The organism is Nocardia sp. CA-290969, assembly GCF_050936135.1.
Classification (GTDB): domain Bacteria; phylum Actinomycetota; class Actinomycetes; order Mycobacteriales; family Mycobacteriaceae; genus Nocardia.
The window spans coordinates 5,720,396-5,745,690 of the sequence record NZ_JBNJNJ010000001.1 but is presented as its reverse complement, the minus strand read 5'-3'; the positions used below and the strand labels follow the sequence as shown (position 1 = coordinate 5,745,690).

At 67.0% G+C, this 25,295-nt stretch carries 28 protein-coding genes; 21 read left to right on the top strand and 7 right to left on the bottom strand.

Annotated features, from left to right (window positions below; all coding sequences use genetic code 11):
• Position 1: 1 nt before the first annotated feature.
• Positions 2-808, bottom strand: a complete 807-nt coding sequence (locus ACQEVO_RS26330; protein ID WP_432918402.1) for a GntR family transcriptional regulator — start codon at positions 806-808, stop codon at positions 2-4.
• A gap of 171 nt (positions 809-979) precedes the next feature.
• Here ACQEVO_RS26330 and ACQEVO_RS26325 point away from each other — a divergent pair, with 171 nt between their 5' ends.
• On the top strand, positions 980-1,480 hold the full coding sequence (locus tag ACQEVO_RS26325; RefSeq protein WP_432918399.1) for a DUF4254 domain-containing protein: 501 nt from the start codon (positions 980-982) through the stop codon (positions 1,478-1,480).
• A 414-nt stretch (positions 1,481-1,894) separates the two neighbouring features.
• Here the strand turns inward: ACQEVO_RS26325 and ACQEVO_RS26320 are convergent, their stop codons facing one another.
• A complete protein-coding gene (locus tag ACQEVO_RS26320) occupies positions 1,895-4,828 on the bottom strand; it encodes an AAA family ATPase (RefSeq protein WP_432918396.1) in 2,934 nt (977 codons plus the stop codon).
• Positions 4,829-5,158: 330 nt separating this feature from the next.
• Between ACQEVO_RS26320 and infA the strand changes: the two genes are divergently transcribed.
• From infA to ACQEVO_RS26270, 10 genes are all read left to right on the top strand, one after another.
• Complete coding sequence (gene infA / locus ACQEVO_RS26315) at positions 5,159-5,380, top strand: translation initiation factor IF-1 (RefSeq protein WP_003418601.1); 222 nt, start codon at positions 5,159-5,161, stop codon at positions 5,378-5,380.
• Between the two features lie 105 nt (positions 5,381-5,485).
• On the top strand, positions 5,486-5,599 hold the full coding sequence (rpmJ, locus tag ACQEVO_RS26310; protein WP_025347279.1) for a 50S ribosomal protein L36: 114 nt from the start codon (positions 5,486-5,488) through the stop codon (positions 5,597-5,599).
• A gap of 191 nt (positions 5,600-5,790) precedes the next feature.
• Positions 5,791-6,162: a 30S ribosomal protein S13 gene (gene rpsM / locus ACQEVO_RS26305; RefSeq protein ID WP_280397250.1), complete on the top strand. Its 372-nt coding sequence runs from the start codon at positions 5,791-5,793 to the stop codon at positions 6,160-6,162.
• A gap of 10 nt (positions 6,163-6,172) precedes the next feature.
• A complete protein-coding gene (gene rpsK, locus ACQEVO_RS26300; protein ID WP_030522613.1) occupies positions 6,173-6,586 on the top strand; it encodes a 30S ribosomal protein S11 in 414 nt (137 codons plus the stop codon).
• A 22-nt stretch (positions 6,587-6,608) separates the two neighbouring features.
• Positions 6,609-7,214: a 30S ribosomal protein S4 gene (rpsD, locus tag ACQEVO_RS26295; RefSeq protein ID WP_280423790.1), complete on the top strand. Its 606-nt coding sequence runs from the start codon at positions 6,609-6,611 to the stop codon at positions 7,212-7,214.
• Positions 7,215-7,386: 172 nt separating this feature from the next.
• Complete coding sequence (locus ACQEVO_RS26290) at positions 7,387-8,445, top strand: DNA-directed RNA polymerase subunit alpha (protein WP_195055326.1); 1,059 nt, start codon at positions 7,387-7,389, stop codon at positions 8,443-8,445.
• Between the two features lie 49 nt (positions 8,446-8,494).
• On the top strand, positions 8,495-9,016 hold the full coding sequence (gene rplQ, locus ACQEVO_RS26285; RefSeq protein WP_432918383.1) for a 50S ribosomal protein L17: 522 nt from the start codon (positions 8,495-8,497) through the stop codon (positions 9,014-9,016).
• Positions 9,017-9,175: 159 nt separating this feature from the next.
• Positions 9,176-10,054 carry a tRNA pseudouridine(38-40) synthase TruA gene (truA, locus tag ACQEVO_RS26280; RefSeq protein ID WP_432923006.1) on the top strand — a complete coding sequence of 293 codons (879 nt, stop codon included), beginning with the start codon at positions 9,176-9,178 and terminating at the stop codon, positions 10,052-10,054.
• A 21-nt stretch (positions 10,055-10,075) separates the two neighbouring features.
• On the top strand, positions 10,076-10,231 hold the full coding sequence (locus tag ACQEVO_RS26275; protein WP_432918380.1) for a hypothetical protein: 156 nt from the start codon (positions 10,076-10,078) through the stop codon (positions 10,229-10,231).
• A 125-nt stretch (positions 10,232-10,356) separates the two neighbouring features.
• Complete coding sequence (locus ACQEVO_RS26270) at positions 10,357-11,187, top strand: LLM class F420-dependent oxidoreductase (RefSeq protein WP_432918378.1); 831 nt, start codon at positions 10,357-10,359, stop codon at positions 11,185-11,187.
• A gap of 19 nt (positions 11,188-11,206) precedes the next feature.
• Here the strand turns inward: ACQEVO_RS26270 and ACQEVO_RS26265 are convergent, their stop codons facing one another.
• Positions 11,207-11,542, bottom strand: coding sequence for a metal-sensitive transcriptional regulator (locus tag ACQEVO_RS26265; protein ID WP_432918375.1), 336 nt, complete (start codon positions 11,540-11,542; stop codon positions 11,207-11,209).
• A 119-nt stretch (positions 11,543-11,661) separates the two neighbouring features.
• Between ACQEVO_RS26265 and ACQEVO_RS26260 the strand changes: the two genes are divergently transcribed.
• The 3 genes from ACQEVO_RS26260 to ACQEVO_RS26250 all read left to right on the top strand — a co-directional run bounded on the left by ACQEVO_RS26260 (position 11,662) and on the right by ACQEVO_RS26250 (position 13,933).
• A complete protein-coding gene (locus ACQEVO_RS26260; RefSeq protein ID WP_432918372.1) occupies positions 11,662-12,471 on the top strand; it encodes an S-methyl-5'-thioadenosine phosphorylase in 810 nt (269 codons plus the stop codon).
• A gap of 28 nt (positions 12,472-12,499) precedes the next feature.
• A complete protein-coding gene (locus ACQEVO_RS26255) occupies positions 12,500-13,060 on the top strand; it encodes an NADPH-dependent FMN reductase (RefSeq protein WP_432918370.1) in 561 nt (186 codons plus the stop codon).
• Between the two features lie 84 nt (positions 13,061-13,144).
• A complete protein-coding gene (locus ACQEVO_RS26250; protein ID WP_432918367.1) occupies positions 13,145-13,933 on the top strand; it encodes a hypothetical protein in 789 nt (262 codons plus the stop codon).
• An 18-nt stretch (positions 13,934-13,951) separates the two neighbouring features.
• Here the strand turns inward: ACQEVO_RS26250 and eccE are convergent, their stop codons facing one another.
• Complete coding sequence (eccE, locus tag ACQEVO_RS26245) at positions 13,952-15,649, bottom strand: type VII secretion protein EccE (RefSeq protein WP_432918364.1); 1,698 nt, start codon at positions 15,647-15,649, stop codon at positions 13,952-13,954.
• A gap of 110 nt (positions 15,650-15,759) precedes the next feature.
• On the opposite strand from eccE, the gene eccB reads away from it, so the two are divergent.
• Positions 15,760-17,223 (top strand): type VII secretion protein EccB, encoded by a 1,464-nt coding sequence (gene eccB / locus ACQEVO_RS26240; protein WP_432918362.1) that lies wholly within the window; start codon positions 15,760-15,762, stop codon positions 17,221-17,223.
• A 130-nt stretch (positions 17,224-17,353) separates the two neighbouring features.
• On the opposite strand, the gene ACQEVO_RS26235 is transcribed toward eccB, so the two are convergent.
• The gene (locus ACQEVO_RS26235) at positions 17,354-17,932 is read right to left on the bottom strand and encodes a hypothetical protein (RefSeq protein ID WP_432918359.1); all 579 of its coding nucleotides are present in this window, start codon (positions 17,930-17,932) and stop codon (positions 17,354-17,356) included.
• Positions 17,929-18,219: a hypothetical protein gene (locus tag ACQEVO_RS26230; RefSeq protein ID WP_432918356.1), complete on the bottom strand. Its 291-nt coding sequence runs from the start codon at positions 18,217-18,219 to the stop codon at positions 17,929-17,931. The genes ACQEVO_RS26235 and ACQEVO_RS26230 overlap by 4 nt, the downstream gene beginning before the upstream one ends.
• A gap of 525 nt (positions 18,220-18,744) precedes the next feature.
• Here ACQEVO_RS26230 and ACQEVO_RS26225 point away from each other — a divergent pair.
• The 6 genes from ACQEVO_RS26225 to ACQEVO_RS26200 all read left to right on the top strand — a co-directional run bounded on the left by ACQEVO_RS26225 (position 18,745) and on the right by ACQEVO_RS26200 (position 23,244).
• Entirely contained in the window at positions 18,745-19,635 is an 891-nt protein-coding gene (locus ACQEVO_RS26225) for a helix-turn-helix domain-containing protein (RefSeq protein WP_432918353.1), read from the top strand.
• Positions 19,632-19,838 carry a DUF397 domain-containing protein gene (locus ACQEVO_RS26220; protein WP_432918351.1) on the top strand — a complete coding sequence of 69 codons (207 nt, stop codon included), beginning with the start codon at positions 19,632-19,634 and terminating at the stop codon, positions 19,836-19,838. The genes ACQEVO_RS26225 and ACQEVO_RS26220 overlap by 4 nt, the downstream gene beginning before the upstream one ends.
• Before the next feature lie 166 nt (positions 19,839-20,004).
• Positions 20,005-20,586: a DUF3558 domain-containing protein gene (locus ACQEVO_RS26215; RefSeq protein WP_432918349.1), complete on the top strand. Its 582-nt coding sequence runs from the start codon at positions 20,005-20,007 to the stop codon at positions 20,584-20,586.
• Between the two features lie 83 nt (positions 20,587-20,669).
• On the top strand, positions 20,670-21,053 hold the full coding sequence (locus ACQEVO_RS26210) for a hypothetical protein (protein ID WP_432918346.1): 384 nt from the start codon (positions 20,670-20,672) through the stop codon (positions 21,051-21,053).
• 2 nt (positions 21,054-21,055) lie between these two features.
• Positions 21,056-22,297, top strand: a complete 1,242-nt coding sequence (locus ACQEVO_RS26205) for a hypothetical protein (RefSeq protein ID WP_432918343.1) — start codon at positions 21,056-21,058, stop codon at positions 22,295-22,297.
• Complete coding sequence (locus ACQEVO_RS26200; protein WP_432918340.1) at positions 22,294-23,244, top strand: ESX secretion-associated protein EspG; 951 nt, start codon at positions 22,294-22,296, stop codon at positions 23,242-23,244. The genes ACQEVO_RS26205 and ACQEVO_RS26200 overlap by 4 nt, the downstream gene beginning before the upstream one ends.
• 45 nt (positions 23,245-23,289) lie before the next feature.
• Here ACQEVO_RS26200 and ACQEVO_RS26195 read toward each other — a convergent pair whose 3' ends face one another.
• Positions 23,290-25,287, bottom strand: a complete 1,998-nt coding sequence (locus ACQEVO_RS26195; protein ID WP_432918337.1) for an NACHT domain-containing protein — start codon at positions 25,285-25,287, stop codon at positions 23,290-23,292.
• Between the last annotated feature and the right edge of the window lie 8 nt (positions 25,288-25,295).

Genomic DNA, 25,295 nt, shown 5'->3' with positions numbered 1-25,295 from the left:
GCTAGAACCATATCCCGGACCGATCAGTCTGTTCCAGCGCGGCACGAATTATACCGGTCCCGGCGGCGTCGCCGAGTTCGTAGGCGATGCGGTTACTGGTCGCGATCGACCGATGGCGAGTTACCCGGGTGACGCGGTCGTGGTTCGCGCCGATCCGAAGATGATCCAGCAGTACGGTCCCGATCGCCACGCCGAGCACCCCGGCCTCCTCGGCACTCGCCGGCCGGGCGACGAGCGTATCGCGGTGTGCCGTCTCGGCGTATCCGCGGTCGGCCAGGCGCCGGGTCGTGCCCTCGGCGATATCGTGCGGTGAATCTATCCCGGTGGCCTCGGCAAGGTCTCGTGGATAGAAACTCACTTCCCACGACCACGGTTCGTTGTCCAGGAACTGGACGACGGTCCGGGCCAGCACCCAGGAATCCACGGGGATGCCCAGTAGTGCGGCGATATGTTGATCCGCCGGTTCCATCCGGGCACTGAATTCCTTGGTCGGTACCCGGCCCGCGGCGCGCGCGATCTCGGAGAAGATATCGTGCGCCGCGCGCGGCCGGTTGGGGCGGATATGGTCGGTGACGACCGATTCCAGGACTTCGCGGCTGCGCACGATGGTGCCGCGCGAGGTAGCGGTATAGACAAGATTTTCGGTGACCAGGACCTGTATCGCATTACGAGCGGTGGTCAGCGAAACCTGCATCTGCTCGGCCAGTTCCGAGTGGCTGGGCAGGCGATCCCCGGGCCGCCACTTACCTGCTCGTATTTCCTCGCGGAGGTGGTCCGCGATCCGTCGATACGTCGGACCGTCCGCCATCGTGCTCCTCGGGTGGACTCCAGGTAACGAAGTGTACGCTTTTCGTGTCCGGTGGGGTCGGTATCGCTTGACAGTACGCTTTCGCGGTTTATTGTAATCAACGTACTGACCCGGTGTTGTGCGGCGATGAACGGCGAGGCAACCGTGACAGGTTCGGATACAACAGTCGTAATGGCTCTTCCCGGCGCCCAGCGTGGCGCTGATGCGTTGGCGCAGAACGGGACTACCGGCCCGCTGCCCAATTCCGACCTACTGGTGCGGGCCGCGCGCGGCCACCGGGTGGTCGGTGGGCAGTTGCTCTGGTACGCCCGCGATCTCGCCGTCCTGCACGAGCGCAGACTCGTGGGGCGCGGCGGGTCGATCGTCACCGACCCCGACCGGTTGGTCGAGATCGACCGGCGCCGGATGGAATTGGTGCTGGCGATCGACGATTGGGTAGGGCGCAACGTCCCGCAGCATCGGCTGGGGGTCACCCTGCACACCGAGACCATCGGCGCGATCATCGACAGGCTCGCGGAATCGGCGGTCCGCGCACATCACGCGTTGATGACCCTCGACGCCGACGATGAACTGCTGCACGGCGCCTGGCACCATCTGGCCGAACTCGCCGACGCCTACGACGCCCTCGTGGGCGACGTGCTGGCCGGTCGGCGCCGTCTGCCCGAATGGTGAGCACCCCGCACCGGCGCGGCGATCACCCCCGGCGATAGCCGAGCCTTTCGGTGTCGTGCTGCCGGGCGGACTCGGTGGCAGCCCGCCCGGCGCCCGGTAGCTGCCTTGGGTACCGGCGGCCCGTATCCACTGCGGGTTTCGGCGGGCGGGGGGCACGTCCGCGCGGATCCGCCGGCCGGTAGCGGCCGCCTCCGGGCGCGAAACTTCCCGCGAACAGGAGCGCCGCCGAAATAAGGGCTCGACCACCGCGAACCGGACGCCGACGGAAATCACGCCGCCCGAGTATCCGACCGGGCCGCCCGGCCTTGTGCTGGTCCCCGACAGCCATGGCGTCGGTATGGGTGCGGCCGCGCGGTGTTCCAACCGGTCAACGCGGTTCGCGAGTGCGGCGCGAATATGCCGCGCGGACCGGTTTCAGCCGCCGTGTTGCAGGTGGTAGCTCCGGCCGAAATCGTCGGCAACCGTCGCCGCGAGTTCTACGTACGCGCGCTTGGTTTCCTTCTTCAGCCGCGGCAGATCGATTTCGGCGCCCTCGGACATATGCGGGTCGAACGGGATCATGTGCACGGCCCGGCAGCGCGACAGGAAGTACTGCCGCAGCTGCTGTACGTCGATGTTCGGGGTGCCGTCGCGCGGTGAATTGATCACGACCACCGCGTTCTGCACCAGATGGTGGTAGCCGTGCAGCGACAGCCAGTCCAACGTGGCCGAGGCGCTCTGCGCACCGTCGATCGCGGTCGGCGAGATCAGTACCAGGGAATGCGCCAGCTGCAGGACACCCGCCATCGCCGAATGCATCAGGCCGGTACCACAGTCGGTGAGGATGATGTTGTAGAAGCGCTGCAGGATCCGGGCGACCGCGCGGTACTCGTCCTCGTTGAACGCTTCCGAGGCGGCCGGATCGCGTTCGCTGGCCAGCACCTCGAGGCGGCTGGTGGCCTGCGAGGTATGCCGGCGCACATCCGAATACCGCTGGATCGCCGGGTCGAGCAGCAGATCACGGACCGTGGACCGGGTCTGCAGCGGCACCCGCTGCGACAGCGTGCCGAAGTCGGGGTTGGCATCGACGGCGATCACGCGGTCGCCGCGGATGGAGGCGAAAGTGGACCCCAGGCCGATGGTGGTGGTGGTCTTACCGACCCCGCCCTTCAGCGAGAGCACCGCGATGCGGTAATCGCCGCGGACGGGCTGGCGGATCCGCGCCACCAGTTCCAGCATCCGCCGTTCCTCGGCGGACATCCCCGGGTTGATCTTGCCGCCGGACGCGTGGTGCACCACTTTGCGCCAGCCGCTCCCGGCCGGTTTCTTGGCCCGCCGCACCGAGACATCCTCCAGCGAGGGGCCGTGCGGGCCCGGCGCGCCGAACTGCTGCTGCGGGTTCTGCATCGGGCCGGCGTGCGGATTCGGCTGTTGCCAACCCGCCGGGCCGCTACCGCCGTGCTGTGGCGGCCCGGGCACCGCCGGGGGCACCGGCTGCTGCCACTGCTGAGCGGGCGGCTGGTTCGATGGGCCGACGGGACCGGGATGTCCGGCCGCCGGACCGCCGTGCTGCGGCGGGAGATTCGGCGGAGTCGAGGTCGGAGCGGCATGCTGCGGACCCGATTGCCACGCGGTGGGTTGTTCGGGCGCCCGCCACCGCTGTCCGGGCGCGCCATCGGACGGTGCGCTCTCCGGGGCACGCCACTGTGCGGCACCGGCGGCCGCGGGCCCCATCGCCTGCTCGGTCGAGCCTGCGGCCTGGTTCGCGGGTGCGCTTTCCGGGGCACGCCACTGCTCCACACCGGTCGCTGCGGACCCTATCGCCTGCTCGGCTGCGCCTGCCACGGGGTTCGCCGGGGCGCTTTCCGGCGCACGCCACTGCCCACTGGTCGGCGCCGGGCCCCTTGCCTGGTCGGGTGCGCTGTCGGGCCCGTGGGCAGTGGTCGCGTCGTAGCGATCGCCCGGGCCGTGTTCCGGACCGGACGCGCCGGTCTGCGATTCGGGTGCCGGTGCGGGACCGTCGGCGATGGGGTCGACACCACCGACCGCCGAATGCGCGCCGCTGGTGTACCGAGCCGAGCTGCTTTCGTCCGGGGCGAGCTCGCGCTCCCGGCCGGGTTCTGCGGTATCGGAAACGGGGGCCGGTTCGTCGCGTCCGGCCACCGGATCCGGTTCCCGGTTCGGCGGCGCCGGTGGCAGGTCGGGCAGGCGCCGGATCGGCTGCTGTTCTATCGGGCCGGCATCCGGTGCGGTCGCGCTCGGCGGCGCGTCGGGCAGCGGCGGTGGCGGCGGCAGGAAGCCGCGCTCACCGGTATCCGGCGCACCCGACCCGCCGGTTTGCCCGGCCGCACCCGTGGAATCGGGCCCGGTCGCCGCGGCACCGCCGTGAACTGCCGGAGGGGCCGAACCGTCCCGGGCCGGATGTGGGGGGATCGGATGATGCGGGCGTAGCCGCTCGAACTCCGGTGCCGGTGCGCTGGGGTTACGGGTCGGCAGGCTCGGCTGCTCCGTAGCCGGCGCGGCGGACGCGGCCTCCCCGGAACCGTCCGGCCGGCCGTTCGGCAGGGCCGGCCCGGGATACTGCGGCTGCACCGGAGCATCGGCCGGCTCCGCCGGCGCGGTGAACTGCGGCTGCCACGGGGCGTCGGTCGACGGTGCAGGGGTCGCGAACTGTGGCTGCGGCGGCGCGTCGGTGGACTGTGCGGGTGCGGTGAACTGCGGCTGGTGCGGTAGCGCCGGCGGCAGCCCGGTACCGGCCGCGCCCTGCCGCGTATCCGGCCCCGGCGACCACTGCGGTCCCGGCTCGGCCGGACCCCACGGTACCCGGCCGTCCGGTGCAGGCGGCGGTTGATTCGGCGGACCGGGAACAGCCGGCCGATCGACCGGCGGGAACTGTTCGGCCGGGGCGCTCGGCCCCGCCTGCTGGTAGGGGGCCGGGTTCGCCAGGGCATCCGGCTGTTGGGCCGGGTCGCCGGAATGCGGATCGGCGGGCGCCTGCGGAACCTGCTGGGTCGACCACTGCGAGGTGCCCTCGGCCCAGTTGTTGCGCTGCGACGGGCGCGGGCCGTGATTGTTCGGCAGTAGTTCCCCGACGCGCTCTTCGAGCGAAGGCTCGTCCTTGTTCTTGTTGCGGAACCAGCCCTTGCCCTTTTTCTTCTCGCCGTCGGAATCGGAGCGGTCGTCGCCGCGTCCGCGCCGGTTGAAGAAGCCGTTCGCCGGTTCCGGCGTCTCCGGGATGACCTCGTCCTGCGGAAGATTTTCGACCGGTGGGGGTTCGTAGTTGCGGAAATTCGTCTGCCCGACCCCGGTGACCTCGGTATCGGCCAGCCATGGCGGCAGCATGGGGAGGCCGTCGTTGCTGCGGCTCACCGGTCCCCTCCTGGAATGGTCGACCCTCGGACAGCGGCCAGTTTACGCGACAAGTCCCATTCCACTCAGCGCCGGGGAGCGTTCGCCCGGGGCCGCGCGACGCGACTCGCGACGCGACCACGGCATACCCTTTTTTGCCCGATTGCACACCTACCGGTAAGCTGGCCAGGCGGTGTATCAAAGCGCCGCCTGTTCGTGTGCGATCGGTTGTGATCATCCGCGTTGTGCAGTGCGAGCCGCCCTCGGCGGCCACTGCGGTGCTTCGGCCGGGTGCACCGGGCAGTACCAGGTAATCAGACCAGGTTGAGTGTAACCGGGATCGCGGAGGATATGGCGAAGAAAGACGGGGCCATCGAGGTCGAGGGGCGGGTTGTCGAGCCGTTGCCGAATGCGATGTTCCGGATCGAGCTCGAGAACGGGCACAAGGTCCTCGCGCATATCAGCGGCAAGATGCGTCAGCACTACATCCGCATCCTGCCGGAGGATCGGGTCGTCGTCGAGCTGTCACCGTACGACCTGTCCCGCGGTCGGATCGTCTACCGATACAAGTGAACGAGTGAGCCCCGGCTCGCTCACCCGAGATTTCCCCGGTCGTGCCCGACCGGGGTCAACTGTGTTCACACCCCGGTGTGGACCGCAACGAAAGATTGGACGGACGTGAAGGTTCAGCCGAGCGTCAAGAAGATCTGCGAGAAGTGCAAGGTGATCCGGCGTAACGGCCGGGTCATGGTGATCTGCGACAACCTGCGGCACAAGCAGCGGCAGGGCTGACACCGGCGCCGAGCACCGAACGCGGTTCGGATTGGCACGAAAGAAGACCTCCCAGCGCCAGCCGCACACTGAGGATTTTTCCGGATTTTCTCCGGAAGGTGTGTGTGCCTACCCCCGGAACGGAGGCCGGGGCCCCACCAGACGAGGGGACGGACAGGGAGCAGACCTCCGCAACAGTAAGGAACTGCCAGATGGCACGTCTCATGGGCGTCGATCTCCCGCGCGAAAAGCGCATGGAGATCGCACTGACCTACATCTTCGGCATCGGTCGTACCCGCTCCAAGGAGATCTTGGCGGCCACGGGCGTCAGCCCGGACCTGCGCTCGAAGGATCTCACCGATGAGCAGGTCACGCAGCTGCGTGACTACATCGAGAGCTCGTCTCTCAAGGTCGAAGGTGACCTCCGCCGTGAGGTTCAGGCCGATATCCGTCGCAAGATCGAGATCGGCTGCTACCAGGGCCTGCGCCACCGTCGTGGCCTCCCGGTCCACGGCCAGCGCACCAAGACCAACGCGCGCACCCGCAAGGGCCCGAAGCGCACCGTCGCCGGCAAGAAGAAGTAGGGGATAACAGATGCCTCCGAAGTCCCGGGCCTCCGGCCCGAAGAAGAGCCAGAAGTCGCGTCGCAGGGAAAAGAAGAACGTTCCCCACGGGCACGCGCATATCAAGAGCACGTTCAACAACACGATCGTGTCCATCACCGACCCCTCGGGCAATGTCATCTCCTGGGCGTCCTCGGGTCACGTCGGGTTCAAGGGTTCGCGCAAGTCGACCCCGTTCGCCGCACAGCTGGCCGCCGAGAACGCGGCCCGCAAGGCGCAGGAGAACGGCGTCAAGAAGGTCGATGTCTTCGTCAAGGGCCCCGGGTCCGGCCGCGAGACCGCGATCCGTTCGCTGCAGGCCGCCGGCCTGGAGGTCGGGACGATCTCCGATGTCACTCCGCAGCCGCACAACGGTTGCCGTCCGCCCAAGCGGCGTCGCGTCTAAGCGGGAAGGAAGGTAGAGCACAATGGCCCGTTACACCGGACCCATCACCCGCAAATCGCGTCGCCTGCGCGTCGACCTGATCGGCGGTGACCAGGCTTTCGAGCGTCGCCCCTACCCGCCCGGCCAGCACGGCCGCGCGCGGATCAAGGAGAGCGAATACCTGCTGCAGCTGCAGGAGAAGCAGAAGGCCCGCTTCTCCTACGGCGTTATGGAAAAGCAGTTCCGCCGGTACTACGAAGAGGCCAACCGCCTCAAGGGCAAGACCGGTGACAACCTGCTGCGTCTGCTGGAGACCCGGCTGGACAACGTCGTGTACCGCGCCGGTCTGGCCCGGACCCGTCGTCAGGCCCGCCAGCTGGTCAGCCACGGCCACTTCCTGGTGAACAACAAGAAGGTCAACGTTCCTTCGTTCCAGGTCACCCAGTACGACATCATCGATGTCAAGGAGAAGTCGCTGGGCACCCTGCCGTTCCAGGTCGCCCGTGAGACCGTCGGCGACCGTCCGGTCCCCGGCTGGCTGCAGGTCGTCCCGGGCCGGCTGCGGATCCTGGTGCACTCTATGCCGGAGCGCGCCCAGATCGATGTGCCGCTGCAGGAACAGCTGATCGTCGAGTACTACTCGAAGTAACGGCTGTGTGCATTTGGTATGAGCGAGGGCCCTGCGTGGTGACGCTGCGCTACCGCCTTCGGGCCTGACCCGCTCATACCGTGCCGCTGGTGCGGGTCGTCGAGAGGATGGCCCGCACAACCCCTAGACGAGGCGTCAAATAGCGGGCGCCCAACACAGGAGGATTGATCCCATGCTGATTTCCCAGCGTCCGACCCTCACCGAAGAGGTCATCGCCGACAACCGCTCGAAGTTCACCATCGAACCCCTCGAGCCGGGTTTCGGGTACACCCTCGGTAACTCGCTGCGGCGCACCCTGCTGTCCTCGATCCCGGGGGCCGCGGTGACCAGCATCCGCATCGACGGCGTTCTGCACGAGTTCACCACCGTGCCCGGTGTGAAGGAAGATGTCACCGACATCATCCTGAACCTCAAGGGCCTGGTCGTGTCCTCCGAAGAGGACGAGCCGGTCACCATGTACCTGCGCAAGCAGGGCCCGGGGACCGTCACCGCCGATGACATCGTGCCGCCGTCGGGTGTGGTCGTGCACAACCCGGATATGCATATCGCCACCCTGAACGACAAGGGCAAGCTCGAGATCGAGCTGGTCGTCGAGCGTGGTCGCGGTTATGTTCCGGCGGTCCAGAACAAGGCGACCGGTGCGGAAATCGGCCGGATCCCGGTGGATTCGATCTACTCGCCGGTGCTCAAGGTGACCTACAAGGTCGAGGCCACCCGTGTCGAGCAGCGCACCGACTTCGACCGGCTCATCCTCGACGTGGAGACCAAGAACTCCATCAGCGCGCGGGACGCGCTCGCCTCGGCGGGCAAGACCCTGGTCGAATTGTTCGGCCTGGCCCGTGAACTGAACGTCGAAGCCGAAGGTATCGAGATCGGCCCCTCCCCGGCCGAGGCGGATCACATCGCCTCCTTCGGGCTGCCGATCGAGGATCTGGACCTCACCGTCCGTTCCTACAACTGCCTGAAGCGCGAGGGTGTGCACACCGTCGGCGAGCTGGTGGCGCGGACCGAATCGGATCTGCTGGATATCCGCAACTTCGGCCAGAAGTCCATCGACGAGGTCAAGGTCAAGCTGCACGCGCTGGGCCTGTCCCTCAAGGACAGCCCCGCGTCCTTCGACCCGTCGAGCGTGGTCGGCTACGACGCCACCACCGGCACCTGGTCCGACAGCGGCACTTTCAGCGACGACAACGGCGGCGAGCAGGACTACGCCGAAACCGAACAGCTTTAGGCCTCCGGGGTAGGCGCCCCGGACCGGCCTTAATCAAGGAGAACCTACAATGCCCAAGCCCAAGAAGGGTGCTCGCTTCGGCGGGTCGGCGTCGCACCAGAAGGCGATCTTCGCCAATCTGGCCACGGCGCTCTTCGAGCACGGTCGGATCACGACCACCGAGGCCAAGGCCAAGGCGCTGCGCCCCTACGCCGAGAAACTGGTCACCAAGGCCAAGGCCGGAACCCTGGCCGACCGCCGCGAGGTGCTCAAGGTGATCCGGAACAAGGACGTCGTGCACGATCTCTTCGCCGAGATCGGCCCGTCGTTCGAAGGCCGCGAAGGCGGCTACACCCGGATCATCAAGACGCTGCCGCGTAAGGGTGACAACGCCCCCATGGCGATCATCGAGCTGGTCCGGGAGAAGACCGTGACCAACGAGGCCGATCGCGCCCGCCGGGTGGCCGCGTCGAAGAAGGCCGAGGAGCAGGCCCCCGAGGCCGAGACCGAGGCCGACGAGACCGAAGCCGAGGCCACCGAGGCTCCGGCCGAGGAAGCCGCGGCCGACGAGAAGGCCGACGACAAGGCGTAATTCGTCTGCCGTGGACGTACGCGTCCACGGTTCGTCGACGAGCCCGCCGCCCCGTAACCGGGCGGCGGGCTCGTCCCGTTTCCGGAGGATGATCTGGTGAGCGAATACGAGCCGGAACCGCAGGCCGGCCCTCGAAACCCGGCTGCCGATGAGCCCGGGGTGCGCGTCGGCAGCGGCCCGGGAGCGCCGGAAACCCGGGGCGAGCAGGCGGCAGTAGAGCCCGTAACTCGTTTCCGGCTGGATATCTCCTACGACGGCACCGACTTCACCGGCTGGGCGCGGCAACCGGGACTGCGGACGGTGCAGGGAGAGCTCGAGGAATCGCTGGGCAAGGTGCTGCGGGAGCCGGTGCAGTTGACGGTGGCGGGGCGTACCGATGCCGGTGTGCACGCCGAAGGGCAGGTCGCGCACTTCGATACGGCGGCGCAGATCGATGCGGACAAGCTCATCCACAGGATGGCGAAATTCCTGCCCAAAGATGTGCGGATCACCGGAATCCGTCCCGTGCCCGCCGAATTCGACGCCCGTTTCTCGGCGATCCGCCGCCACTACGTCTACCGCCTCACCACGGCGCCGCATGGTGCCGACCCGCTGTCCGCCCGCAGTGTCGTGGGCTGCCGGCCGGTCGACCTCGAGGCCATGCGCGCCGCCTCGCGAACCTTGCTCGGCCTGCACGATTTCGCCGCGTTCTGCCGGCGCCGGGAAGGCGCCACCACCATCCGGGAATTACAGCGCTACGACTGGGTGCGCGACGGCCACCGGCTCGACGCCTACGTGAGCGCGGACGCCTTCTGCTGGTCGATGGTGCGCAGTCTGGTGGGTGCGGTCCTCGCGGTGGGGGAGGGCCGGCGCACCCCGGAATGGGTCGCGTCGCTCCTGGACGAACGGCAGCGTTCGAGTTCGGTGACGGTGGCGCCCGCGCACGGGCTCAGCCTGGTCGCGGTGGACTATCCGGCGGAGTCCGAGCTGGCCGCCCGCAACGCGCAGACGCGGGAGATGCGGTCGGTGTCGCCGGGCGGCTGCTGCGGGGCCGGATAAGGTTGCCGACGAGGCCGGTCCGTGGTCGTCGGCGCCTGCAACAACCTGGATCCGACCTGGGCGCAGGTGCGGGCTCGACCGTGGGAACCGTTCCTGGAGCAGCGGATACCGGTGGACGATATCGGCGATATCGCGACGCATCCGGCTGGGATCCGACGAGAACTGGGCGCCGGGTGAAAGCGGAATATGAACGCTTCCGTCCCGAATTCGGTGGCGTGCGATGCCGATGACGGTGGCCGGTGGGCATCCGGGGATAGGGTCGGTGGCGGAATTGTCCCGCCGACGACAAGGTTGCGGTTGTTATGACTATTGATCTCGGACGTTACGGCGCATGGCGTTACTACAAGCTGTTCACTCCCGAAGCGGCCGCTGAGCTGGAGAGCCTGGGATACGGGGCGCTCTGGCTGGGTGGTTCGCCGACCGCCGATCTGCCGGTCGTGGAGGACCTGCTGGCGGCGACCGAAACGCTGAAGGTGGGCACCAGCATCGTCAATATCTGGACCGCCCCGGCGCGCGAGACCGCCGAGTCCTACCACCGGATCGAGCAGCGGTTCCCGGGGCGGTTCATCCTCGGTATCGGCGTGGGTCATCCCGAAGCGAACCAGCCCTACCGTTCCCCGTACGAGGCGCTGGTCGAATACCTCGACGAACTGGACGCCGCGAAGGTCCCCGTCTCCGGCCGGATGCTCGCCGCGCTCGGCCCCAAGGTGCTGAAACTGTCCGCGGACCGTACCGCGGGCGCGCTGCCCTACCTCACCACCCCGAAGCACACCGAGCAGGCCCGCACTGCCGTCGGCGACGCGCTGCTGGTTCCCGAACAGAAACTGGTGCTGGACACCGATCCGGAGCGTGCCCGCGCCACCGGCCGCTCGGTCGTCGATATGTATCTCGGGCTCCGCAACTACACCTCCAACTTGAAGCGACTCGGCTACACCGACGAGGACATCGCGAAACCGGGCAGCGATCGCCTGCTCGACGCGCTGGCCGTGCACGGGTCGGCCGAACAGGTCGCCGAACAGGTCCGCGCGCATATCGAAGCGGGCGCCGACCACCTGGCCCTGCAGGCGCTCGGCGAGGACTACCTCGCCACCTTGCGCGCCTTGGCGCCGCTGCTCACCCAGAACAGCCGATAGGCGCAACAGGCCGCCGGGGTCAGGAGCGGACGAGGCGGGCGATGGCGTCGGTCGCCTCTTTGATCTTGGCCTCGGCCTCGGGCCCACCGGCGACCGCGGCATCGACCACACAATGGCTCAGATGATCCTCGAGCAACCCCATCGCGACCGCCTGTAGCGCCTTGGTCATGGCGGAGACCTGCGTCAGAATATCGATGCAGTACTTCTCCTCCTCGACCATCCGCTGCAGGCCCCGCGCCTGTCCCTCGATCCGGCGCAGCCGTTTCAGGTAGTCGTCCTTGCTGGTGATGTAGCCGTGGTGAGTGTGGGCCGCCGTGCCGGTGGCCGGGGCCGCGGGGGTGGGATCGGGTGTCACGGGATGTCTCCTCTGCGCCGGTCGGAAGACCGTAAATACCCCCACAGGGTACAGTCGCCGGGGGTTTCTGTCAGGTGCCGGTCGTGCGCCCGCGGCCGGGGCGCGCGAGAATCGACACTATGTCTTCCCACGAGCGACCCGCGCTGGCGGTTATCGGCGGTAGCGGATTCTACGACTTCTTCGACGATGCCGTGGACCAGGTCACGGTGCGCACCCCGTACGGCGACCCGGCCGCCCCGATCGCGGTCGGCACTGTCGAAGGACGTCCGGTCGCGTTCCTGCCGCGGCACGGCGCCCGGCACGAGTACTCGCCGCATACGGTGCCCTACCGGGCGAATATGTGGGCGCTGCGCTCGCTGGGGGTGCGCCGGATCTTCGCGCCGTGCGCCGTGGGCAGCCTCCGCCCCGACTGGGGGCCGGGCACCGTGGTGATCCCCGACCAGCTCGTCGACCGCACCTCCTGTCGCGCGCAGACCTATTTCGACTCCAACGGTATCCACGTCTCCTTCGCCGATCCGTACTGTTCCGATCTGCGCGCGGTCGCGGTGAAATCCGCGGACAGTGCCGTGCACGTGCACCCACACGGCACCATGGCTGTGATCCAGGGCCCGCGTTTCTCCACCCGCGCCGAAAGCCGCTGGTACGCCGCCCAAGGCTGGGACCTGGTCAATATGACCGGCTACCCCGAGGCCGTGCTCGCCCGCGAACTGGAAATGTGTTACGCGGCGATCGCCCTGGTCACCGATCTGGACGCCGGGGTCAGCGAAGGCGACGGCGTGCGCGCGGCGGATGTGTTCGCGGAGTTCGAACGCAATATCGGTCCCTTCAAGAAACTCGTCCACAATGCCGTCGCCGCGGTGTCCGATACCGAAACGTGTGAGCACTGCCGGGTCCACGCGGGCGTCGCACTGCCGTTCGAACTGCCGTGAACCCCGGCGCTGCGGCTACGCTCGTGCCGTGCCCACCCCGCTCCGCTTAGAGGTGATCGTCGCCAGTATCCGGCCCGAACGCTTCGCGCCTGTAGTCGCCGGCTGGTTCGTCCGCACGGCGCGCAGCCGGCCGGAATTCGACACCGGGGTGATCGACCTCTTGGACACTCCGCTCCCGCCGGACCTGTCGGAGACTGCGGAAACGGCGCGTTTCCGGCAGCGGCTGGCGGCCGCCGACGCCTTCGTCGCGGTGACCTCCGAGTACAACCACGGCTACCCGGCCTCGCTCAAAACCGCACTGGACAGCGCCAAGCACGAATGGCGTGCCAAACCGATCGGATTCGTCTCCTACGGTGGTCTGTCCGGGGGCCTGCGCGCGGTGGAACAGCTGCGCCAGGTGGTCGCGGAAGTGCATATGGTTTCGGTCCGCGAATCGGTGAGTTTCCACCGCGCCCGCAAACAGTTCGACGCCGACGGGAACACGGAGAACGGCCCCGCCATCGATGCCGCCGACCGTATGCTCACCCAGCTCGCTTGGTGGGGAAACGCGTTGGCCGCCGCCCGGGACGCCGACCCGTATCCCGGCTGAGAAGTATCCGGTACGGCAACGGCCTGCATTACCGGTGCGTTCCGGCTCGGCAGGTGCGATGATGCCGGGTGGGAGGAGGATTCGATGAATTCGGTAGATCCACCGGAGCCGCGGCGACCGGTATCGATCGGGGAATGGGTGGCGCGGGCGTTCGCGGTGGTGCTGCTCGTTCCGGTGCGGCTGGCCTGGGAAGCGCTGAAGCTGTGCGGGCGGGCGATCGTTGCGGCGGGTGTCTTCGTACTGGAGAGGGTGCTGGTGCCGGTCGGCCGGTTCGTCCGGCACTGGCTGCTGCGGCCGCTGTGGTTCGTGCTGAAAGATGTGCTGTGGGAGTGGCTTCTGCAGCAGGTGCTGTGGGGGATGGTGCTCACGCCGCTGGGCGCGTTCGTGCTGAACTGGGTATTGCGTCCACTGCGGCATGCTGTCGAGGAGTGGCTGTGGCGGCGGGCTGTGTGGCCGGCGCTCGTCCTGCTGTGGCGGTACGTGTTGCGGCCGGTGCTGTACGCGTTCGTCGTTGCCGCCGAATGGGTTTGGCGATGGATGCTGCGACCCGTGCTGTACGCATTCGTGTTGCTCTGGCGCTGGTGCGTCGTCTGGCCGCTGCGCATGCTGGAGCGCTGGGTGCTGCGGCCGTGCGGGATCCTGCTCGCGGCGGTCTTCTCGTATGCCTGGCGCGCAGCCACCGCCGTGGTCCGGGTGCTGGTGGTCGTGCCGGGTGTTTTCGTCTACCGCTATGCGATCCGGCCGGTGCTGCGGGCGCTGGCCGCGGTATGGGACGTGCTGGTCGTCCGTCCGCTCGGCTGGGTGCACCGGCGAATTGTGGTGCCGATGAACCGGGCCGTGGCGGATGTGCTGAGGTCGGTATTCGGTCGGTGAATGCCCGGCGCGGGTTCCTCAGCGCTGGGGTTGGCGAGCGCGCGCTGGGGGCTGCGCGGGACCGGGGCGACCTTGGGGCACCGGCTGGCGGGTGCGGGGTTCGCCGATGTAGGTGTGTTCGCGCGGGATCGAGACCAGGTTCAGCGGGATCTGCGTGGTCGCGGTGCGCAGCACCACCCGGTTGCCGATGGCACCCGGCTGCTGGATCGACAGGTCCGGTTTGGTGGCCGGCCAGCCCATCGGGTCGCCCGTGACGTAGATCGTGGTGATACCGGCGTGCGGGGCGGGCGCGAGTACGCCGTCCACCACCGTCGCGGTGAAACCGGCGTCCGACTGGTGGGTTTCCACCGCGAGCATCAGGCGTTCCGGGTTGCCGATCGTCTCGATCAGCTGGTACCAGGCCTGCGGCCGGTCGGTGCGCACGAGGATGCGTTCACCGACGGCCAGCGCCCGGAACACCAGCTGCTGCGCCAGATACAACTCGCCGGCGACATACACCGCGGAGATACCGGCGCCGATGATGCGCAGCGCGACACCGTTGCCCTCGTCGTCGGAGCCGATCAGCTGGCCGCAGCCCGACGACGGCAGCGCGAGCGCGTCCAGCACCTCGATCGGGTACTCGGCGGTCGGCACCACATCCTCCAGGTCCGGGATGCCGATCGGCAGATGGGCCAGCAGGCTCTCGCGGTGCCGGCCGTTCACCGACACCATGCCCTTGGTTTTCGTCTTCTCCGGTAGTTCCCGCAGCGTGGACCGCCAGGCGGCGCCCACATGCACCGTGTCGGCCGTGGTGCCGGGGCGCAACCGCACGGCCACCGTGGTGCCGCGGGACTCCGCCACCCACAGCTGCGACAGGATTTCCGATCCCAGCTGCGTCGGTTCGATCGCCGCGCCGATGTTCACGCTGTTGCCGAGTTCGGCGTAGCGCCAGCGGTGAGTCAGCGACCGCGCGTCGGCGCCGTAGATGACCTGCCGCACGGCCGAGCGGATCTCCGAGGCGGTGAGCACACGCGACGCGCAGCCCGCGTCCTCCAGGGTGCGCACGATGCGCTGGGTCGCGATCGTCACCGAACGCGCCGCACCCTCGTCGCCACCGCCGCGCCGGGCCGCGGCGCCGGGGCAGTCGACCATATCGAACCCGACCGCCAGCCAGACGGTGCGATGCGCGGTCGCGGGCAGCGGGCCCAGCAGCGATTCGTAGATGGGTCCCGCGGGCGTGCCGGAGCGGCTGCGGTGGCCGTGGCTGATGATGTCGATTCCGCTGAGCAGGATGTCGTGCTGGGCAAGGCAGGCCGCGAGTTCGGCCATCGGCAGCAGATGCGAGGCGTGCACCGCGGTGCGGTCGATCCGGGTGAGCCCGCCCGGCGGCGGCAGAACCTCGATCACGGCGACGACCCGGCTCTCGTCCCAGTACAACCCGAGCGAGCGGTCGTCGGGGCCGCGGAAATCGTCGCTGTCGCCGATCCGGTACTCCCGGCGCGCGCGGTAACTCCACCAGGTGGCGATCCAGTCCAGCAGCACCCGCCGGCCGATCGGGATCAGCGGGATGAGCCCGGTGACGACCGCGACCCCCAGCGCGATCCACGGACCCAGCCCCACGACCAGCACGATCGTCGCCACGCCGAGGGCGAGTATCTGCGCGATGAGCAGGTTCGGCATGGAAATACGTCCGAACAACAGGTTGCGCCTGCGTCCCGCTGTGGCTGGCACGGCCATAAGAGTCCCCCAGGTACCCGGTGTCGGCCTGTTCTCGGCGGCCGAGCTGAACTACGTCCCCGGGAACTGTACTGTGTTCGGCGAGCACGAGCACAGTTCGGGGGAAGACGATGCCTTCAAAGCCCACAACACGGTGGCAGATCAGCGGCTACAACTTTCTGGTGCGCCGGATGGAGCATGCGCTGGTGCGTCGCGATGTGCGAATGCTGCACGACCCCATGCGTTCCCAGGTGCGTGCATATGTGGTGGGTTTGGTTCTGGCGATCGTGGTACTGGCGGGTTGCGGTGTGCTGGCGATCTTCCGCCCGCAGGACAAGGTGGGCGACAACAAGATCCTCATCGGTAAGGAATCCGGTGCCGTCTATGTCGTGCTCAACGATGTGGTGCATCCGGCGTTGAACCTGGCCTCCGCGCGGCTGGCCGCCGGTGATGCGCCGAAGGCGGCCATCGTCAAGGAATCCGAGGTCGGTAAGAAGGCGCGCGGCCCGCTGATCGGTATCCCGGGTGCGCCGAGCGCGATCCACTACGACTCCGAGGGCAAGGGCCGGCAGTGGACCGTCTGCGACGTGCTGAAAAACGACGGCAGCTCCGACCGTACGACCTCGGTGCTCGCGGGCGGGCTCGAGCTCGGTGCGAAAGCCTCGGTCGTCGAACCCGGTAAAGCGTTACTGGTGCAGGGGGAGAAGCACACCTACCTGGTCTACGACAACAAACGCGCCCGGGTCGATATGAACGACCGGCCGGTCACCGACGCCCTGAACATCACCGGTGCCACCCCGCGCCCGGTGAGCGAAGGCCTGATCAACGCGATCCCCGAGGTGCAGTCGCTCATCGCGCCGCCCATCGCCGACCCCGGCGGCCGCCCCGATTACGAGATCAACGACCACCGCATCGGCGAGGTCGTGCAGGTGGGCACCACGCAGGAGTTCTATGTGGTGCTCGCCGACGGTCTGCAGCAGGTCTCCCCGCTCACCGCGGATATCATCCGCAACGCGAACCCGCAGACCTCCAGCGACTTCATCATCGATCAGGCCCAGCGCTCCCACGCACCCGTTTCCGCGGCGCTGCAAGTGCAGACCTACCCGGCAACGCCCCCGGCCATCCTCGAAGCCAAGGATCTGCCGGTGAGCTGCCTGTCGTGGAAACCGATCCCGGAAGCGGGCGAGAACACCGGCACCCGCGCCGAACTGCAGCTGATCACCGGTGTGAGCCTGCCGATGAAGGACAACGCCAAACTGGTCCCGCTCGCCCAAGCCGACGGGTCGGGCCAGAACGTCGATTCGACCTACATCCCGCCGGGCACCGGCGCCTACGTGCAGACCACCGGTATCGAACCGGACAGCCGGCGTAAGGACAGCATCTTCTACATCGCCGATACGGGCGTACGTTTCGGCATCAAGAACGCCGACGCGGTGAAGGCGCTCGGTATGCCCGACAAGCCCGAACCCGCTCCCTGGCCGATCGTCGGACTGCTGGCCTCCGGCCCGACGCTGGGCCGCGAAGAGGCGCTGGTCGCGCACGACGGTGTCGCACCGGATCCCTCGCCCGCGGATCAGCCGGTCGCTTCCAAATAGCGATCCGCGCGGGCCGGTTGTGCCGGTGCTCATCGCGGGAACGAACGGTGCACCGCGCAGGCGATGTGGCGAGGCTCCGCGCCGGGTTCGCCGGAAGCGAATTCGTATCGGCCGTGTGCGAGTGCTGCCCTCACGTGTTCGGCTGTGGTTCTCTCCCCAAGCGCAGCAGGTGCGCGTGGTTCGTTTCGTCGAGTGCGAGCGCAGCGGTCCACAGCGAGGCGTCGAGCGTGCCGGGTAACCGCCAGTCGTCTGGCGGGGTCGCGGCAACGTGGATGCGCACGGGGTCCAGTTCGATCAGGTGCCGGTCGGCAACCGCCCACCACTGGCGCCCGGTCGCATCCATCACGACGGCGACGATCAAATCGTCCGCCCCGGGGAGCTGCCGGGCCGCGACCCGGACCTGTTCGGGGATGTGCCGGTTCTCGGGCCGGTCGGCGAGCTGATCGGCGAACACCGGGAATACGAACCCGAAGCCGAACGTCCCGGGACCGAGCGCGGTACGCAGCTGCGCGGCTCGCAGGTGGATCGGATTGGGTTCGTCCGGACCACGATCGCCGGTGAGATCGACGGCCGCGCATTCGGCGTGGACGGCTTCGCCGTCGAACCGGAACCCGTACAGCATCGGCCCCAGGGACCAGGGCGTGGACAACAGGTAGTGGGCGGTGATTTCGTCGATGGATTCCGCGTCGGGGTAGCGGATCGGGCTCATCGGCCGGTGTCCTGCACCGCTCGCGCCCAGAACTGATGCCGGATCTCATCCCACAGCACGGACAGTTCCGGGAAACGCTCCCGCATATCGGCGAGATCGGGAGCGCTGTCCGGATCGGTAATCGACAGCAGTGTCCGGTCGTCGGAGATATTGCGCACCCGGATGATCCGGATCCGCTGCCGGTCGCGCCGCCACACGGCACGCCATTCACCCAGCACGGCGTCGTGGGTCTCGCCGGCGGAGGAGATGGTGTACCTGGTCGAGTGGCTTCTGTGTCGTTCGGTCACGTGGTTATGTTGCGCGGGCCGGGTGGCATTCGAACGGCGCAGCGGACGGTCGATTTCAATTGGTCCGTCCTACCAGGTCCCGGGACGTTGCGCCTGTTGCAGATGTACGAATCGGACCCGATCCTGGGCCGATCCGTACCGTTCGGCAGTGTCGGCAAACATTTCGATCGCGTTGTGCAGCCGTCAGATTTGGATGCCGCACGCGAACGTCGTGGAGGAACGTTCGCCCGGTTCGACCTCGCCGCCATTGGACCGGTTGGCGCAGTGGCGGCCCAGAGCCTTCCGGGGTGGAATATTCCGTGGTGGAAGGAACCCTCGGGATTTTTGCTAATTTCCTGGTCGCCGGGGGTGTTGGGGAGATAGGGGATGTGGTTGGATTTCTGGTACGCCGCGATGGATTGCGCAGCGGGACAGTCGAATTCATGTCGGCGGAAATAGCCTGGGGTTCGTCCGTTCCGTACGTTGAATTCGTCCGAATCGGACCGTGCTCTGGGCTTTTCCGGACCGGCCGAGGAAGGGGATGGTGTGGCCAGAGACGATCAGCCCGGTTCGACGCTGCCGCGGCGGCAACTGGGGCGCGCGTTGCGGGAGGCGCGGCAGGGGGCGGGGTTCACGCTGGAACAGGCGGCGCAGGAAATGGAGATGAGCAAGACCTCGGTGATCCGGATCGAGAAGGGGCACAACGAGAAGGTCAAACTCCGGGATGTGGACGGGTTCGGGCGGTTGTATGAACTCCCCGAGGAACAGATCGAAGAACTCAAAAGCCTGGCACAGCAAGCAGCAACGAAATCGTGGTGGGCGGGCACACATCTGATGAAGGCGGGGTTCGGTACCTATCTCGAGCTCGAATCCGCAGCGTCGGAACTGCATCTCTACCAATCTTCGATCGTGCCCGGTCTACTCCAGAGCCTGGACTATGCCAAGCATGTGGTGCGGCCCTTCTTTCCGATCGACACACCGGAAGATATCGAGCAGCGGGTGGCCCTACGGATGCGTAGAGCAGCGATCCTGACCAGGCAACACCGTCCGGTGCATGCGGAGTTTCTGATCCACGAGAGTGCCCTGCACGTCCGGGTGGGGTCGGTCGAAGTCATGAGCCGTCAACTAAGGCATATCGCTGATATGAGCACCCGCCCGAACGTCACAGTACGCGTATTGCCCTTCGCCGCAGGATTGCCTGGAACCTGGGCCCCCGTCCTGCCCTACATCATCCTCGATTTCCCCGCGAACAGCCGCGAGTTCGGTAGCGAGCCGCCGGTAGTGCACACCGAAACAACCATGGGAACGATGTTCTTCGAGAGCAGCGACGATGTGAAGGTCTATCGCGATATCCATGAGTCCCTCCGGGACGCCACACTGGACGAGTGCCGATCGAGGGACCTGCTCAGGCAGGTAGCAAGGAGATATGAACAATGACTACTCGCCCTACCGACCCCCGATGGTTCAAGTCCTCCTACAGCGATTCGACCGGTGAATGCGTCGAGGTGGCCTGGCTGGACGATGCGAAGGTCGGCGTTCGGGACTCGAAGAATTCTGCCGGTCGTGCATTGACCTTCGGCCTCGCCGACTGGGCAGCGTTCACGGCAGATATCCGGAGCCGCTGGTCTACGACCCTCTGATTCCATGACCGCTGCTCAGGGCTCGGAAGCTGCGCTCACTGACTCGCGTCTGAGCGGGCTCTTAGGGTGCTCGCTCCTCAAGGATGTGGCGGTTCCAGGCAGGATTGCGAGCCTGTATCGTGAGAGCGGGATTCGTGTGGAACGCTCACACGCTGGCAGGAGGGGCATGCGCGCCGCGAGGAAGAAGTATGCAGGGGCCGTCGGGAATGCAGTTATTGCGATAGCTGCGGCCGGGCTGGTGACCGGGTGCGGGGTTACGGTCGGTGAGGAACCGGCAGCGGAAGGGGCGGGGACCAGCAGCGAGGAGCAGCACGTTCAGTGGAATCCGTGCTCGGAACTGTCAGAAGATGCTCTGCGGGCAACCGGGGCGGACCCGAATACCAAGAGCGCTGTATTCGACGCACCCGGCGACAGGGCCGCCTGGCGGATGTGCACCTGGAGGGCCACTGACGGTCCGTATTTCATCGGCGTCGGTGCCACGGTCTTCACGCAAGACGACGTGTACAAGAACACGCAGGTTACCGGGATTGAGCCAGTTCAGATCAATGATCGATCCGGGCTCACGTATCATCTTGTCGGCAACGAAGACCCGATTCGGCTCTGCTATGTCAGCCTCCCCATGCAGAACGGGATGCTGAATGTTTACGCCAGTTGGCACTACAGCGAGCGCAGTTCGATTCCGGAATCCCCACCGTGCGGCTTGGCGGTGGGGCACGCGCAGACGCTCGAGCCGTTTCTGCCGGAATAAGAAGAACCGGAATGAGATGAGGATGGGGCGGAAGTTACACGCTTCGGGTATGGCCGGGGAGCGGCCGAATTGGGGAGTGTGCAGTGGCAGAGCCTGAACAGACAACGCTGCTACAACAGTGGCAGACCATGAAAACCCAGGCCGAGACCGGTGAACTGCGCATGGAAGCGGACATCAGCGTCAAGCTCAAAGCCCGCTGCCAGACGTTCATATCGCGGCTCGAGCAAATGCTCGTCATGGCCGACCAACTCCAGTATGTAGAGGGTTTCGGCAGTCTGCGCTCCGCTGGGTATCTGCGGGACAAGTTCGCGAACAAGGCTGTGAATGATGCCGACTCCGCCGCCAACCGGCTGAAAACCGCGATAGAGATCGTCACCCTCATGGAGCAGACCTTCGAGTTGTGCTCGCGCAGGCTCGCGGAGACCGATCAGTCCACGTCCAGTGCTCTTGGTAATACGGGGGTTTGAGCATGGCTTGGTGGCGTTCCGAGGAAGCGGAAAGAAACAAGACGGCCGATGACCAGGTCATCGAAGACCAGAACAAGAAATGGGATACCGACCGGGCCGTCGTGGGCGGGGAATGGAGCGCGCTGGTCGGCGAGTTCGGCGGCCGATTCGGGCCGTCGGCCATCCTGGAGAAGGATGGCTTCCAGGGCATGACGCATCAGCAGATCTGGGATGCGCTCCAAGGAGTAAACCCTGGTTTGATCAACGATAAGGCGAACGCCTGGCGTGCGTTGACGACCGAAGCGCGGGAATCCAACAAGGAATTCCTGGACGGTGTCAACGCCGATCTCGAGACCGGCTGGAACGGGCAATCCGGCACCGCTGCCGTCAATGGGGTGCGGGAGTTCTGTACCTCGTTCACCGCGTTGGCTGCGAGCTTCCAGATCGTCGCGCACGGTCTCGATCTGATCGAAGGTCATCTCGCCCAGGCCAAAGCCTCGGTAGGAAAACCGGATAACGAAACGTTGGGCGATCGAATCACCAACTGGTTGCCCGACGACCTTTTCAAGACTCCGCAGTACCGTGCCGACGAGGCTCAAGAGACCGCCCGCTACGTAATGACGACCTATTACGAGCCGGGTGCCCAGGACGTCGACAGCAAGACACCCGTGTTGCCCGAGCCGGTGAAGCCGGTCGACGACGGCAGTAAACCCCCGGGCACCGACAAACCGCAGGGCACGACGACCACCAACGGGACGAGCACCGACAACGGCACCAGTACCGATACCGGCACGAATCAGGAAGACCCGGGTCAGCAGCCGGCGGGGGAGGACCCGCAGTCGACGGAACCGCAGAGCACCACGCCGCAGTCCACGACACCGCAGTCGACCACCCCGCAGTCGACCACGCCGACCACCCCGTCGCTCACCACAGGTACCCCGACCGCACCCGGCGTGCCCGCGGGCACGCCGTCCGGAACGCCCTCGGGTACCCCGCAGACCGCGGCGCCGCTCATCCCCGGCCAGACCGTGCCCGGCGGCCCCGGTAAACCGGCCGGAACACCAGCCGCTACCACTGCGGCGAGTACAAATAACCGGGCCGGTCGCGCCGGTATGCCCGGCATGATGTCGCCGGGAGCCGGGCGCGGGAATCGGGAAGACGACGACGAACACGAGACTCCCGACTATCTGATCTACGACCGGGGGAGCGAACTGCTCGGCACCCAGCCACCGGCGCTGCCCCCGGGTGGGGTGATCGGCGGGTGAACGGCCTGCAGTGGCGCCTGGGCGGGGAGATGTTCATCCAGGCGGTGCGGCGCTTCGATCGCGACCGGTTGCCGTATCCGATCCGGGTGCTTCCGCTCGGGCCCACCGAAACACCGCCTACCGCAGAGGAATACGAGCGTGTCCGGGTGGCGGCCGCGCAGCGGCTCGCCGCGATATCGGACGAAAATCTGCACCGAGCCTTGCGGACTCTGCTGGAACCGCAGGTCCGGGTCGAAGTACACGGCGCCTATGACCGCGGGTTCGAGCGGATCGTGCGGATACACGCCGGCCTTGCCGGGAAAACCGCAACCCTGGCCGTCCAGGAGCCCGGGCCGACCAAGGAATACGGCGGCGATATCCACCTGCTCACCTTCGCCGCTCCGGACTTGGCGGCCCGGATAGTGTCGTACCTGCCACGGTGCGCGCCGGGCCGGTTCACTGCGGTCCGCGGCACCCGCGCCGATATCGGTAAAGTGGAATACGCCCGGCATCCCACCCGGATATCGCGTGCCGAAGAAATCACCCGGATACTACGGCAGCCGCGGTCGGGCGTCGGCGAGATCGGAGTGTTCGTCGGCCCCGCCATCGATTCCCGCCCCACCGGCAACCCGCACGGTTTCCACTGGATGGACCATCTACCGCAGGACGGGCGATACCTGCTGATCAAGCACAGCGCCGAAGAATTCACCCTCGCCCCCGGGTCGCCGGATGAAATCGTCCGGCGCCTCCAGGACAGCATCGGGAAGGCCCGGCAGATCGCACCGCAGGCGGCCCACCGGCCGGCTATACGCCCACCCTCGCCGGATCCGCGCGAACAGCCCCGGCACGCGCCGGTTCCGCGGCAGATTCCCCAGCAGACGGCTGTCCGGCGCGGGATCTCCCAGGAAGACATCGACGCGGACGACCTCTACTTCCAGGAACGCAACCGACGCGGTTGGCTGGCCTGAGCTCGCCTACCGAGTCGTTGGACACCGTGCTGTCAGACGTCGTCTTCACTGCGTGTTCGGTGCAGGCCGCGTTGTCAGCCACTGCTGGTAGGTCTGGTGCCGGAACTGGTATGCCTCCCCGGTCACTCGGAGCAGCCCGGCGTCGCGCGCCCATTCGAGGAACGGCCCCGGTCGCCGCGAAAAGGTCGAGTCGAGCGCGAATATCAGCTTTGCACACAGGTATCGCATGCTCGCGGGTGAAATAAAAAGTGCGGCAAAGAGAATGTATGTCAGTCCAACCGGGGGCAGCCGGATCAAACTGTCCGCCGACGCTTCCACCACCACCAGGTAGAGCAGCGTGAACATCAGCGTGAGAAATACCCCGATCACTGACGCGAGGGAGATCCCGACCAGCGCATCGTCACGGATTGCCCGCCGTTCGTCCAATAGCGGACGTTTGTGCGGTAGCTGAGAAGCCAGCCGGACGACAATGGCGATCACAGGCCCGAACCCCAGCGTGCAGATGAGCCCGGCCAGGAATCCGCGGCCCGGCCCGAGTGCGTTACCGGCCACGAACCCGATCGAAATTCCGCATACGGTTCCCGCTACGAGCCCGATTCCCAGGGACACCAGCCAACCGCGTAGCTCACCCGGGCCGAAGAGGTGCGATACGGTCCGCCTGGCCGGGGTGCCGGGGCGCAGGCCGGCGGCGAATCCGACGAGGAACCCTGCGGTGAATTGGAGCGGCCCTCTGAGAAACGGAGACCCGAGCAACGACGCTCCGAAGATCGAGTCGAGCGGGAGAGACTGCGCTACCACGGGCGTAATACTGAACATTGTGCCCAGCAGGAGCCCGGCCAGGAGGCCGTGTACCAGGCGGCACCGGTTGCCCGCCAGCCGCCATACCTCGTCCAACGCGATATCGTTGCCGTGCCGATCGTGGACCTCTCGCTGATCGCAGTGCCGTGCGAGGTTGTGCAACCACCGGTGGACCTGCGGCTGGTCGTATCGCCGTTTCCGGTCCTCCCAGGACAGTCCGGCCACCGCCGCCGGGATCAACGCCGCGAACAACACCTCCCGAATCGACTCGAGGTCGCTCGCCCCGGTCAACTCGTCGGCACCCGCCCGGCCGTGTGTGCGCAGGTGAGCCGTCGACAGCGTCAACAGCCACGGGGTCCGTAGAGCCTCGGCGAGCACGCCCTCGGGCTCGGCCCGCAGGCGATCGATCACCGGTGACCATTGATGTTCGTCGATGCCCACCAGCTCGCGGCAGCGCCGCAAATACTCGACGATCTCCTGTGTCTTCAAGGGCCGCAGCGTGACCGCGGTCGCGCCATGCAGCCCCGTATCACCCCCGATACGCAGATCCCGGGCCCGCTCATAGGTTTCGGTGCGAGATATCAGAATGACGGGCCGCCCTAGCCAGTGAATCTCGTTCAACTGGTCGAGCGCGGCCCGGGCTCGCGCGGGTGGTTCATCGATCGGATCCATCTCATCGAGCCCGTCCAGAACGGGAAGGATCCGCTTTTCCTCGACGAGGGCGCGAGCGACTTTTGGCGCGAGATGGTAGTCCGTTGCGAGCACACCGGCCAGGAAGTCGGTGAAACTCTTGGTCGTTGTGTCCCAGCTCGAAGCGTTGACCCGCACCGGAACCGGCGGTGGCCTGCCGTCATGGTTGTCCCGGTGGTGGAGAATGTTCAGCAGCAGGTGCAGAGCGGTCACTGTCTTACCCGCACCCGCGGCGCCGAGTACGACGAACCGTCCGGGGGCATCCAGGCTTCGGTAGTAGTCGCCGACCTCGGACAAGGTACCGAACTCTTGCCGGTCGACACCGTGAGCCCGGATCAGCGCGTCGAAGGAAACCCTGATGCCCGCCCCCGGGACGACCCCCAACTGCTCGAGTCGCCTCGACTCGGTGCGCCGGACCAGGTCTGCCAGATCATCGGCATGCGTCGTCAAGGCTGTCCGAGATGTGTCCGGGTACAGCCACCGCCACAGCTTCGAAACAACCGATACGGCGGCCGGGACGCTCCTCGCCGCTGCCGCCAACTCCCCGCCGGACATACACAGGA